This window comes from Sphingomonas sp. NPDC019816 (assembly GCF_050274375.1).
In the GTDB taxonomy this organism is placed as follows: domain Bacteria; phylum Pseudomonadota; class Alphaproteobacteria; order Sphingomonadales; family Sphingomonadaceae; genus Sphingomonas.
Window position 1 is genome coordinate 15,088 of the sequence record NZ_JBNNOB010000038.1, and the last position, 12,230, is coordinate 27,317.

Here is a 12,230-nt window from a genome sequence, read left to right on the forward strand (position 1 = left end):
GCGCGCTCCCTTCTTTCACCCCGGCGAAGGCCGGAGCCCAGATTCCACCAAGACGGTGGCGCGCCAGGTGGCGAGGGGGAGGTAATAGCATCCCACCTTCGATCGGTTATCGCAACTGGACCCCGGCCTTCGCCGGGGTGGGAAGGGGGAAGGGTGTCAGCCCTCCCTCGCCAAGGCCTTCAGCTTATACAGCGCATCCAGCGCCTCACGCGGCGAGAGCGCGTCGACGTCAAGCTTCTCCACCTCCGCCCGGATCGCGTCGCACTGTTCCTCCTCGATCTGGGCGGCGGCGGCGAACAGGGGCAGGTCGTCGAGCCCGGCCGCCAGCCCGCCGGTCTTGGCGCGTCCGGCCTCCAGCTTGGCGAGCACCGCCTTGGCGCGCGCCACCGTCGCGGGCGGCATCCCCGCCAGCCGCGCCACCGCCAGACCATAGGAGCGATCCGCCGGACCCTCGCTGACCTCATGCAGCAGGACCAGCTCGCCCTTCCACTCGCGCGCGCGGACATGGTGGAGCGACAGCGCCTCGCAGCGTTCGGCCAGTCGAGTCAGCTCGTGATAGTGCGTCGCGAACAAGCAGCGGCAGCGATTATCCTCATGGATCGCCTCCACCACCGCCCAGGCGATGGCCAGGCCGTCATAGGTGGACGTGCCGCGTCCCACTTCGTCGAGGATGACGAAGCTGCGTGGGGTCGCCTGCGCCAGGATCGCGGCGGTTTCGACCATCTCGACCATGAAGGTCGAGCGCCCGCGCGCGAGGTTGTCCGATGCGCCGACCCGGCTGAACAGCCGGTCGACCAGCCCGATCCTGGCATGGGTGGCGGGGACATAGGATCCGGCCTGCGCCAGCACCGCGATCAGGGCGTTCTGTCGGAGGAAGGTCGACTTACCACCCATGTTCGGACCCGTGACCAACCAGAGCCGCGAGGATTCCGACAGCGAACAGTCATTGGCGACGAACCGCTCGCCCGAGCGCGCCACGGCGGCTTCGACCACCGGGTGACGTCCGCCCGTGACCTCGAAACAGGCGTGATCGACCAGTTCGGGGCGGACCCAGCCGCCCTCGACCGCACGTTCGGCAAGGCCGCTCGCCACGTCGAGTCGGGCGAGCGCGTCCGCCGTCGCGGCGATGCCTTCGCGTGAGGCCAGCGCGGCGGCGGTCAGCTCCTCCAGATGCGCGGCCTCCGCCGCCAGCGCATGGGCGCCGGCCTGTGCCACCTTGCTCGCGACTTCATGCAGTTCGGGCGTGTTGAAGCGGACCACGCCCGCCAGCGTCTGGCGATGGGTGAAACCCGACTCCGGCTTCATCAGCGCATCGGCCGAGCGGGCAGGGACCTCGACATGATAGCCGAGCACGCCGTTATGGCGGATCTTCAGCGCGGTGATGCCGGTCTTCTGGCGGAACTCAGCCTCCAGCGCGGCAATGGCGCGGCGGCCTCCGGCGCCTGCATCGCGCAGATCGTCGAGCGCCACGTCATAGCCCGCCGCGATATAGCCGCCCTCGCTCGCCTCGATCGGCGGCGAGGGTACGAGCGCGCGGCGGAGCAGGTCGATCAGCGCGCCATGTCCGCGCAGACGCGGCGTGGTGTCGCGCAGCAGGGGCGGGCCGTCCGCCAGCTGCTCCGACAGTGCCCAGGCGCCGTCGAGTCCGTCGCGCAACTGCCCCAGATCGCGGGGGCTTCCGCGCCCCGCCGCGATCCGCCCGATCGCACGGCCGATATCGGGCAGCGCCCGCAAGGTCGCGCGCAACCGCTCACGCAGCGCGGCATCGTCATGGAAATGCTGCACCAGATCGAGCCGTGCCTCGATCGCATCGCGGTCCATCAGCGGCGCGCCGATGTCGCCCGCCAGCGCGCGCGCGCCTGCGCCCGTCACCGTCCGGTCCACCGCGTCGAGCAGCGAACCCTTGCGCTGGCCGTTCGCCGTCTGGGTCAGTTCCAGACTCTCACGCGTCGCCGCGTCGATCGCCATGGCTCCGGCCGCTTGGCTCAGGACAGGCGGGCGCAGGAAGGGCAGGGCGCCCTTGGCGGTGTGGTCGAGATAGGCGACCAGCCCGCCCGCCGCCGACAGCCCGGCGCGGGTGAATTGGCCGAACCCGTCGAGCGTCGCGACGCCGTACAGCCGCTTCAGCCGATCCTCGCCGCTGCCGCTGTCAAAGGTCGCGGAGGGCCGCAGCGTGGAGGCCGCATCGGCATGCGCGGCGTTTTCGGCGGTGACCACCTCGGCGGCGGCCAGGCGGGCAAGTTCGGCTCCCAGCGCATCCGCCTTCACGTCGATCACCACGAACCGCCCGGTCGAGATGTCGGCGGCGGCCAAGGCCACCGCGCCGCCCGCCTCGCCGATCGCGACGCACCAGTTGTCGGACTTGGCGTCGAGCAGCGCCTCTTCGGTCAACGTGCCCGCCGTCACCACGCGAACGATGCCGCGCGACACCAGCGCCTTGGAGCCGCCGCGCGCCTTGGCTTCGGCGGGGGTTTCGGTCTGCTCGGCGATGGCGACGCGGTGCCCGGCCTTGATGAGGCGTTGCAGATAGGCCGTCGCGGCATGGACCGGCACGCCGCACATCGGAATCTTCTCGCCGCCATGCTCCCCGCGCGAGGTCAGCGCGATGTCGAGCACGCCCGACGCGATGCGCGCATCATCGAAGAACAGCTCGAAGAAATCGCCCATCCGATAGAAGAGCAGGCAATCCTCGGCCTCGGCCTTCAGCGTCAGATACTGCGCCATCATCGGGGTGGGGGTGGTCATGGGAGGCGGGAATCCAGATTGCGTGCGCCATGACGGATGCCGACGATCGAAACGATGTCGCCGTCCACGTCATAGCTGAGAATATAGGGAGGAACCGTCACAAGCTCGCGGGTCCCATCCGCAGCGGGGCGACCGCGGCGAGGGAAGTCTCGCAGGCTTTCGCCCAGATCGACCAGCCGTTGCGCGATTCGCGCAGCGGCTTCAGGATCAAAGGCTTCCAAATAGGTGACGATGAGATCGAGCTGGTCGAGGGCCTCGTTCAGCCAGACGACTTGAGCCATTCGCGAAACGATTTGCGGTTCGGGGTGCCCCAGGTACGGAGCCAAGCGGAAACGGTGGCGTGGTCATGATACCGCCCGGCGGCATAATCCGCACGGGCACGCTCCAACGACAGCGCTTCCGCCGCCTCGTCACGCTGCTCGAAAATGCCGGGCTCATGCTCCATAGATGAACTTATAAGGCTCATGGTTCGGCTTGCCTAGGGCGGCAAAAGGGCTGCGTGACAGGCTTGTCAGCCGTGCCCGAAACCTCCAAGAGCCGTAGCGTCCTTGTATCCACAGCATCGAAGGCCGCGCGCATGTCCGACGAACCCACCGACCAGTTCTCCGAGCGCGAGGCCCTGCTGTTCCATTCCGAGGGACGCCCCGGCAAGATCGAGATCATCGCCTCCAAGCCGATGGCGACGCAGCGCGACCTAGCGCTGGCCTATTCGCCCGGCGTCGCGGTGCCGGTGCAGGCGATCGCCCACGATCCCGCGACCGCATATGACTATACCGCCAAGGGCAATCTGGTCGCGGTCATTTCCAACGGCACGGCGATTCTGGGCCTCGGCAATCTGGGCGCGCTCGCCTCCAAGCCGGTGATGGAGGGCAAGGCCGTCCTCTTCAAGCGTTTCGCCGATGTCGACTCGATCGATATCGAGCTGAAGACCGAGGATGTCGACCGGATCATCGACGCGATCGAACTGATGGAGCCGAGCTTCGGCGGTATCAACCTGGAAGACATCAAGGCGCCCGAATGCTTCATCATCGAGCAGACCCTGCGCGAGCGGATGAACATCCCGGTTTTCCATGACGACCAGCACGGCACCGCGATCATCTGCGCGGCGGGTCTCATCAACGCGTGCCTGCTGACCGACCGGCGGCTCGACGAGATCAAGGTCGTCGTCAACGGCGCGGGGGCGGCGGCGATCGCCTGTACCGAACTGATGAAGGCGATGGGCGTCCGGCACGAAAACGTCATCATGTGCGACCGTACCGGCGTCATCTATCAGGGCCGCGAGGACATCAACCAGTGGCAGTCGGCGCACGCCGCCGTCACCGACCGTCGCTCGCTGACCGAGGCGCTGTCGGGTGCCGACGTGTTCCTGGGCCTGTCGGCGGCGGGCGCGCTGAAGCCCGAGATGGTCAAGGACATGGCGCCGTCGCCGATCATCTTCGCGATGGCCAATCCCGAGCCGGAAATCCGCCCCGAACTCGCCAAGGCCGCACGGCCCGACGCGATCGTGGCGACGGGGCGTTCGGACTATCCGAACCAGGTCAACAACGTCATCGGCTTCCCCTTCATCTTCCGCGGCGCGCTCGACGTGCGCGCGACCGGCATTAACGACGAGATGAAGATCGCCGCCGCCAACGCGATCGCCGAACTGGCCCGCCAGCGCGTGCCGGAGGAAGTGGCGCTGGCCTATGGCACGCAGCACACGTTCGGCCCCGAATATATCATCCCCGCGCCGTTCGACCCGCGCCTGATGGAACTGGTCCCCTCGGCGGTGGCGAAGGCGGCGATGGACTCGGGCGTGGCGACGCGCCCTATCCTCGACATGGATGCCTATCGCCAGAAGCTGCGCGCGCGCCTCAACCCGACGACCTCGGTGCTGACGCTCGCGTACGAGGGCGCCCGCGCGCATCCGAAGCGCGTACTGTTCGCCGAGGGCGAAGAGGAAGTCGTCCTGCGTGCCGCCATTGCCTTCAAGGAAGGCGGTTACGGCACGCCCGTCCTGGTCGGTCGCGACGATGTGTACGACCGCCTGAAGGCGCTGGGCGTCACCAACCCGCAGGAATATGAAGTCCATAACAGCCGCACCTCGGAGATGGTGCCGCAGATGGTCGAGTTCCTGTACGAACGGCTTCAGCGTCGCGGCTATCTGAAGCGCGATGCCGAGCGGCTGATCAACCAGGACCGCAACATCTTCGGCTCGGTGATGCTGCAACTGGGCCAGGCCGATGCAATGATCACCGGCATCACCCGCACCTATGCGCAGAGCTTCCGCGAAATCCGCCGGGTCATCGATCCGGTCGACGGCAAGGTGCCGTTCGGCATCCATCTGCTCGTCGGGCAGAGCCACACCGTCTTCATCGCCGACACCACGGTCAACGAGCGTCCGTCGGGCGAGGAACTGGCCGACATCGCCGAGCGCACCGCCGCCGTCGCCCGCCGCATGGGGCATGAGCCGCGCGTCGCCTTCCTGTCCTACTCCACCTTCGGCAACCCGGAAGGCCAGTGGATCGACAATGTCCGCGACGGCGTGGCCGCGCTCGACAAGCGGCAGGTCGGTTTCGAATATGAAGGCGACATGTCGCCCGACGTCGCGCTGAACCCCAAGCAGATGGCGAACTTCCCCTTCTCGCGCCTGTCGGGTCCGGCCAATGTCCTGATCATGCCGGGTCTCCAGTCGGCCAATATCTCGGCCAAGCTGCTGCGCGAGCTGGGCGGCGACTCGATGATCGGCCCGATGCTGATCGGCATGGAAAAGCCGGTGCAGATCGCACCGATGACCTCGACCGCCGGGGACCTGGTCACACTGGCGGTGCTGGCGGCGGGCGGCATCGCGCGCTGATCCTCGCCGGATGGTAGGAAAGGGGCCGGGCAGCGAAAGGTTGCCCGGCCCCTGTTTCATTTCTCCCCGTGCCGGGGGGATCGTGCTCGCAAAGCCACAACACGCTTCCGTCACAAACCGGTCATTACGCTGTCGTGGGCGTGTCACGCCCCGGCCCCATGCGCGCCCTTCATTGGGGTAACGAGCCATTGGGGGCGAAATTCATGGTAAAATTTCTGATCGGCGTCGCGCCGCTGGCACTGATCGCATCGGGTGTCTCGGCGCAGACGCTGCCCGCGCAGGCCGCCGTCACCGGCACCACGTCCGGTCCTGCCGACACCGATCCCGCCACCGCCGATCCGGTCGCGGCGGATGGCGATCAGGCCAACGCCTCGGGCGATGTCGTGGTGCTGGGCTTCGGGCAAAGCCGCCAGGTCCAGACCGTCACCGCCGCCGATCTCGACCGGCTGACCCCCGGCACCTCGCCGCTCAAGGCGATCTCGAAGCTGCCCGGCGTCAATTTCCAGTCCGCCGATCCGTTCGGCGCCTATGAATGGTCGACCAGCATCTCGCTTCGCGGGTTCAGCCAGAACCAGCTGGGCTTCACGCTAGACGGCGTGCCGCTGGGCGACATGAGCTATGGTCCGACCAACGGCCTGCACATCAGCCGCGCGATCATTTCCGAGAACATCACCGCGACCACCGTCGCGCAGGGCGCGGGCGCGCTGGGCACCGCGTCGACCAGCAATCTGGGCGGCACGATCCAGTTCACCAGCCGCGCGCCGTCCGAGACCGCCGGCCTCGCCGCCTCGGGCACCTATGGCAGCAACGACACCGTCCGCGCCTTCGTCCGCGCCGACAGCGGCGATGTGGGCGGCGGCCTGAAGGGCTATCTCAGCTATGCCTATCTGACGACCGACAAGTGGAAGGGCTATGGCACGCAGCGCCAGCATCAGGCCAATGCCAAGGTCGTGAAGGACTTCGGCGACCGGGGTTCGATCACCGGTTTCTTCAACTTCTCCGACCGGCGCGAGAACGACTATCAGGACCTCAGCCTCGATATCATCCGTCGTCGCGGCTATTATAACGACAACATCACCAACGATTATCCGCTCGCCATCCTCTATGCCAAGCAGGCGACGAACGGCGCGGCGGCGGCGGCCTATCGGCAGGCGAACGGCTCGCTGACCGGCTTCACCCCGCCTTATGCCGGTGTCGCCAACGGCCTGCCGAGCGGGATCACGCTGGACGACGGCTATTATGATGCCGCCGGCCTGCGCCGCGACTATCTGGGCGGCATCACCTTCGACGCGAAGCTGACCGATGCCCTGTCGCTGACCTCGACCAGCTATTATCATCACAACAAGGGGCAGGGGTCGTGGATCACGCCCTATAACCCGACGATGGCGGGTGCGCCCAATGCCGATGGCACGCCGATCACCAACCCCGCACCGCTGTCGTTCCGCACGACCGAATACAGCCTGAACCGCGCCGGCACGATCGCGCGGCTGGCGCTGACCACCGGTATCAACCGGCTGGAGCTGACCGGCTGGTATGAGAGCAACACGCTGCATCAGGCGCGCCGCCTCTATGGCATGACCGACACCGCCACGCCGAACCGCAACGCGCGCGATTTCCAGCGCAACCCGATGTCGACGACCTGGAACGGCAAATATGATACCGAGACGCTGCAATATTCGGTCGGTGACACGCTGGATATCGGCCGGCTGACCATCAATGGCGGGTGGAAGGGCGTGCGCGTCCGCAACCAGGCCAATGTGCTGGCGGGCACGCTGGCGCGCGGGCGTATTCAAAGCGAGGACTGGTTCCTGCCGCAGGTTGGCGCGGTGCTGCATCTGGGCAACCAGGCGGAGGTCTTCGCCAGCTATACCGAGAATATGCGCGCCTTCATCGCCGCCGCGACCGCGCCGCCCTTCTCGATTACCCAGACCGCGTTCAATTCGGTGCGCAACACCGTGCGGCCCGAAAAGTCGAAGACGGCCGAGGGCGGCGTGCGCGTGCGCAGCGGCGGGCTGCAACTGTCGGCGGTCGGCTATTATATCGACTTCTCCGATCGTTTGCTGACCTATTCGATCGGTACCGCGATTCAGGGCCTGCCGCCGACGCTGAACAATGTCGGCGGCGTGGAAAGCTATGGCGCGGAGGTCTCCGCCTTCTATCGCCTGACCCCCGCCTTCTCGGCGCTGGCCAGCTATTCCTACAATCACGCGACCTATCAACAGACGGTGCGGGACGGGCAGGGCAATCTGTTGTCCCAGGCGGGTCGCTATGTGGTCGGCCAGCCGCAGAACATGGTGAAGGGCGAACTGGTCTATGACGACAGCCGCTTCTTCGGCAGGGTCGGCGCGGACTATATGTCGAAGCGCTACTACACCTATCTGAACGACCAGTCGGTGGCGGGGCGCGTGCTGGTCGACGCCAGCATCGGCTATCGCTTCCCCGAGGCGTGGGGCGGCTTCGCCATCGAGGGCAGCGTCACCAACCTGACCGACAAGAAGTATATCGCCACGGTCGGCACCGGCGGCTTCGTCGCCAGCGACCCGCAGGGTACGTTCCAGACGCTGCTGACCGGCGCGCCGCGCCAGTGGTTCGTCACGTTGAAGAAGGGGTTCTGAACCCGGCGGGGCGGACGGCGCGTACCGTCCGCCCCGTCATGCCGCCCAGGCGGCGATATCGGGCTGTTCGCCGATCAGCGCCAGGCCGTGTGCGATCGAGGTCAGCTCGCCGCCGCTCGCGATCTTGTCGGGGCCGAACCGCATCTCGAACATCCGCCGGATCGCGGGCATCAGCGAGGTGCCACCGGTCAGGAACACGCGGTCGATGCGCTCCGGTCCGGTCGCGGCCATCGTCAGCGCGCGATCGACCGCCTGCGCGATCCGGGCGAGATCGGGGGCGATCCACGCCTCGAAATCGGCGCGGGTCACCTCCGCCTCGATCGACAGGCCGCCGCCCTCGAAGTGGAAACGGGCCTGGTCGGCGGCGGACAGGTCGCGCTTCACCCGGCCGACGGCGTCGTACAGGCGATAGCCCTGTTCCTCCTCGATGATCGCGATCATCCGCCCGATGGCCTCCGGGTCGAGGGCGGCACGGCGCAGCTTCTCCAGTTCGGCCAGCGTCTTGCGATTGCGCATCAGCGCCAGCCGCGACCAGTCGCTGAAATCGGCGAAATAGCCGCGCGGGATTTCCAGTACCTTGTCGAACGAGCGGTATCTGCCGCCCGCGCCGAGCAGGGGCAGGACCAGATGATCGGTCAGCCGCTGGTCGAACCGGTCGCCGGCGATACCCACACCGGCATGGCCCAGCGGCTCGCACCGCCGCGCGGTCCCCGCCTCGGCGATGCGGACGACGGAGAAGTCGCTGGTGCCGCCACCGAAATCGGCGACCAGCACGGTCGCGGGTTCGGTGATCCGCGAGGCATAGCTGAACGCCGCGCCCAGCGGCTCGTAGACATAGTGGATTTCCACCCCCAGCCGCGCGAACATCGCGTCATAGCGTTGGCGAGCCAGCGCTTCGTCGGGGCGGTGCCCGGCATATTCGACCGGACGGCCGACGACGATCCGCGTCGCCCGGCCGTCGAGCGCGCCACCGCTGCGCGCCGCCATCCGGTCGAGAAACGCACGGCCCAGTTCCTCGAAGCGATAGCGTTTGTCGAACACGGTGGCATGTTCGAACACGCCCGAGGCGGCGACCGACTTGAACGACTGGATGAACCGGCTGCCGCCCGGAAAGTCGAGATATTCCGCGATCGCCCAGGGCCCCGCCTCGACCGCGATGCCGTCATCCTCCCAAAAGCAGAGCGCCGAGCGGAAGACGGGGTCCTCCCCATCGGGTGCTTGCAGCGGGACAAGCTGCGATCGGCCCGCCTCGGCACGCGCGATGACCGAATTGGTGGTGCCGAAATCGATGCCGAGGACGGTGGGGGAAGTATCGGTCATGCGGGATGCGCTACACCAAGCCGGGGGGGCGGGGCCATGTCTTGTTCACGATGCGCTCGCCTGTTCCGCCCTCGCCGCGCGGGGGAGGAGAACGGTCGCCGACAATCCGCCGCCGCCCGCCGCGTCGAGGATCAGGCGCCCGCCGTGAAGCTCGGCCAGTTCGCGCGCGATCGCCAGGCCGAAGCCATGACCGTCGCCGCGTTCGTCCAGCCGCGCGCCGGCTTGGGTCGCGCGGATGCGGTCTGCCGGGGGGATGCCCGGTCCGTCATCGACCACGCGCAGCAGGACCTGCCGCCCCTCGGCAACGGCGGTGACGGTCACCGTCGCGCGGGCGTGGCGCGCGGCATTGTCGATCAGGTTGCCGGCGATCTCGTCCACATCCTGCGCATCCATCGCGACCGCGACATCGTCCGCGACGTCCACCGACAGGGCAAGGCCGCGATCGGCATGCAGCCGCCCGATCGCGGCCATCAGATCGGCCAGCGCCGGCGCCAGCCGGATCGTGGCGCGGGTCGCGCTGGCCTGAACACGCGCGCGGGCAAGGTGGTGGCGGATCGTCGCGTCGATCCGCGCGACCTGCGCGGCGCGGGGCGGGTCGTCCGCCAGATCGAGCGCCAGCGTGGCGACCGGCGTCTTCAGCGCATGGGCCAGATTGGCCGCCGATGTCCGCGCGGTCGCCAGCGCGCGTTCGCCGTCCGCCGCCAGCGCGTTGAGTTCGGCGGCCAGCGGCTGAAGCTCGACGGGCTGGTCCTCGTCGACGCGGGCGCGCTCGCCGGTACGGATCGCCGCGATCTCCTCGCGCAGTCGCCGCAGCGGCCGCAGCACCAGGCGAAGCTGCACCAGGCTGGCGACTGCGAGCAGCATGCCGAGCCCCGCCAGCATGGCGAGCAGCGGCAGCAGCGCGGCACGGATCGGCCGCGCGACGACCGCCCGGGGCGCGGCCGCGCTGATCGTCACGGGGCCGCGCGGGGTCGACAGCGTCACCTGACGGGCATGCACGCGAACGCCCTGTTCGGTGCGGCCCTCCGCCGGTCGCGGCCGATCGGGCGTCGCATCGTCCGGGGACGGGGGCGGTCCGGGTGGTGCCGGCATCGGGGCGGGCCCTCCGGCCGGGGCCGCCGGCGGATGCGGCGCGGGTGGATGCGGTGCGACCAGGGGCGGGAAGTCCGCCGTGCCGATCGCGCCGTCGGGGCCGCTGATCCGCCAGCGCCAGCCGGGCTCCCCTTCCAGCACGCCGCGCATCCGGGTGATCCGTGCGCGATCGACCGCCCCGCGACCGTCGATCGCGGTCGCCAGCAGCGTGATCTGCGAATCGAGCCGCTGGTCCAGCCCGCGCGTGACGAACCCCTCCAGCGCGCCGGCCAAGGCCCAGCCGGCGATCAACAGCGAGGCGAGGATCGCCAGCGCGGAGATCAGGATCATCCGTCCCCGGATCGACCGTGGCATCACCGGGCCTCCCCGGCGGTCAGACGGTAACCCAGGCCGCGCACCGTTTCGATCCGGTCGGCACCGATCTTCTTGCGCAGCCGCCCGACGATCACCTCAAGGCTGTTGGAGTCGACATCGGCATCGCCCTCATAGACGCGCTCCAGCAGTTCCAGCCGGGGAATGACCGCCTCCTTGCGCAGCATCAGCGCCGACAGCACGCGCCACTCGAAGGCGGTCAGCTTCAGCGGCAGGCCGTCCAGCTCGAACTGCCCCGTCTGGCTGTCGAAGGAGAGGGGGCCGCAGGTCAGGCGCGGCTGGGCATGGCCGGCCGCCCGCCGAACCAGCGCGCGCAGCCGCATCACCAGCTCCTCGACGCGGAACGGCTTGGTCAGATAATCGTCCGCGCCCGCCTTGAAGCCCGCGACCTTGTCCGACCAGCCCTCACGCGCAGTCAGGATGAGGACGGGCAGGCCGCGCCCCGCCTCGCGCCATCCGCGCAGGACGTTCGTGCCATCGCCATCGGGCAGGCCCAGGTCGAGCACGGCGGCGTCATAGATTTCCGTGTCGCCGGCATGGCCGGCGTCCAGGCCATTGTCGAACAGGTCCACCGCGCAATTCTCGGCGCGCAGCGCACGGGCGATGGCGGGGCCCAGCGCCGGATCGTCCTCGACCAACAGGATTCGCATGGCGTGTTCGTCTTCCCCTTCGTCCCCGGCGTCTGGCTATCCCGGCAAAGCCTAAACCCAAACTGAACCGCGTGGTTCAGCGGGCATCGGGACGAATCGCCTAGAAGCGGGGCATCGACAAAGGAGATCGAACCATGTCTCGTTTCCATATTCCAACCCCCCGACTGCAGGGCAAGGCGCCGCTGGCCGCCGCCGCCATGGTCCTGATCGCGTTGGGCGCGGGGGGTGGCGCCGCCGCCGTCTCGATGACCCGGCCGACCGTCACCATGGTCCCGGCCATCCCGACGCCGATCGCCCGGCTCGCCGCGACCAACGGGGTCGTCACCGCGAAGGGGCGGGTGGCCGAGGTGTTCGGCGACCGCTTCGTGGTGCAGGACCGCACCGGCCGCGCGATGGTGGCGGCGCCGCGTGACGCGATGCCCTCGGTCGGCAGCACCGTGACGGTACAGGGCCGTTATGACGACGGGCTGATGCACGCCCAGTATCTCGTCAATCCGCAAGGAACGGTGACGCCGGTCGGTCCGCCGCCGCCGCCACCGGGTGGACCGCGTGGCCCCGGCGGCCCCGGTGGGCCGCGTGGCAAAAAAAAAAAAAAAAAAA

Annotated in this window: 8 protein-coding genes and 1 pseudogene; 3 read left to right on the plus strand and 6 right to left on the minus strand. The window is 68.4% G+C overall.

Annotated elements, in window-relative coordinates; translation table 11 throughout:
* Positions 1–156: 156 nt before the first annotated feature.
* From mutS to ACQKJZ_RS07990, 3 genes are read right to left on the minus strand one after another with little or no spacing between them, the layout of a single operon-like run.
* Positions 157–2,727 carry a DNA mismatch repair protein MutS gene (mutS, locus tag ACQKJZ_RS07980; protein ID WP_427730660.1) on the minus strand — a complete coding sequence of 857 codons (2,571 nt, stop codon included), beginning with the start codon at positions 2,725–2,727 and terminating at the stop codon, positions 157–159.
* 14 nt (positions 2,728–2,741) lie between these two features.
* Positions 2,742–3,026, minus strand: a complete 285-nt coding sequence (locus ACQKJZ_RS07985) for a type II toxin-antitoxin system RelE/ParE family toxin (RefSeq protein WP_427730653.1) — start codon at positions 3,024–3,026, stop codon at positions 2,742–2,744.
* Positions 3,005–3,211: an antitoxin gene (locus tag ACQKJZ_RS07990; protein WP_427730654.1), complete on the minus strand. Its 207-nt coding sequence runs from the start codon at positions 3,209–3,211 to the stop codon at positions 3,005–3,007. The genes ACQKJZ_RS07985 and ACQKJZ_RS07990 overlap by 22 nt, the downstream gene beginning before the upstream one ends.
* A 111-nt stretch (positions 3,212–3,322) precedes the next feature.
* Between ACQKJZ_RS07990 and ACQKJZ_RS07995 the strand changes: the two genes are divergently transcribed.
* Both ACQKJZ_RS07995 and ACQKJZ_RS08000 read left to right on the plus strand, forming a co-directional pair.
* Complete coding sequence (locus tag ACQKJZ_RS07995; RefSeq protein WP_427730655.1) at positions 3,323–5,581, plus strand: NADP-dependent malic enzyme; 2,259 nt, start codon at positions 3,323–3,325, stop codon at positions 5,579–5,581.
* Between the two features lie 203 nt (positions 5,582–5,784).
* Positions 5,785–8,196: a TonB-dependent receptor gene (locus ACQKJZ_RS08000; RefSeq protein WP_427730656.1), complete on the plus strand. Its 2,412-nt coding sequence runs from the start codon at positions 5,785–5,787 to the stop codon at positions 8,194–8,196.
* A gap of 36 nt (positions 8,197–8,232) precedes the next feature.
* Here ACQKJZ_RS08000 and ACQKJZ_RS08005 read toward each other — a convergent pair whose 3' ends face one another.
* From ACQKJZ_RS08005 to ACQKJZ_RS08015, 3 genes are read right to left on the minus strand one after another with little or no spacing between them, the layout of a single operon-like run.
* Positions 8,233–9,516 (minus strand): Hsp70 family protein, encoded by a 1,284-nt coding sequence (locus tag ACQKJZ_RS08005; protein WP_427730657.1) that lies wholly within the window; start codon positions 9,514–9,516, stop codon positions 8,233–8,235.
* Positions 9,517–9,561: 45 nt separating this feature from the next.
* Positions 9,562–10,962 (minus strand): sensor histidine kinase, encoded by a 1,401-nt coding sequence (locus tag ACQKJZ_RS08010; RefSeq protein WP_427730658.1) that lies wholly within the window; start codon positions 10,960–10,962, stop codon positions 9,562–9,564.
* Positions 10,962–11,630: a response regulator gene (locus ACQKJZ_RS08015; protein ID WP_427730659.1), complete on the minus strand. Its 669-nt coding sequence runs from the start codon at positions 11,628–11,630 to the stop codon at positions 10,962–10,964. Before ACQKJZ_RS08015 ends, ACQKJZ_RS08010 begins: the two co-directional genes overlap by 1 nt.
* A gap of 134 nt (positions 11,631–11,764) precedes the next feature.
* Between ACQKJZ_RS08015 and ACQKJZ_RS08020 the strand changes: the two are divergent.
* Positions 11,765–12,230: pseudogene (locus tag ACQKJZ_RS08020) on the plus strand (hypothetical protein); the annotation flags it as partial.

Bases quoted from the DNA above. Each gene is read 5' to 3' on its own strand.
- ACQKJZ_RS07985 (WP_427730653.1), bottom strand. From the start codon at position 3,026: ATGGCTCAAGTCGTCTGGCTGAACGAGGCCCTCGACCAGCTCGATCTC.
- ACQKJZ_RS08015 (WP_427730659.1), bottom strand. From the start codon at position 11,630: ATGCGAATCCTGTTGGTCGAGGACGATCCGGCGCTGGGCCCCGCCATC.
- ACQKJZ_RS07995 (WP_427730655.1), top strand. From the start codon at position 3,323: ATGTCCGACGAACCCACCGACCAGTTCTCCGAGCGCGAGGCCCTGCTG.
- ACQKJZ_RS08000 (WP_427730656.1), top strand. From the start codon at position 5,785: ATGGTAAAATTTCTGATCGGCGTCGCGCCGCTGGCACTGATCGCATCG.
- ACQKJZ_RS07990 (WP_427730654.1), bottom strand. From the start codon at position 3,211: ATGAGCCTTATAAGTTCATCTATGGAGCATGAGCCCGGCATTTTCGAG.
- mutS (WP_427730660.1), bottom strand. From the start codon at position 2,727: ATGATGGCGCAGTATCTGACGCTGAAGGCCGAGGCCGAGGATTGCCTG.
- ACQKJZ_RS08005 (WP_427730657.1), bottom strand. From the start codon at position 9,516: ATGACCGATACTTCCCCCACCGTCCTCGGCATCGATTTCGGCACCACC.
- ACQKJZ_RS08010 (WP_427730658.1), bottom strand. From the start codon at position 10,962: ATGCCACGGTCGATCCGGGGACGGATGATCCTGATCTCCGCGCTGGCG.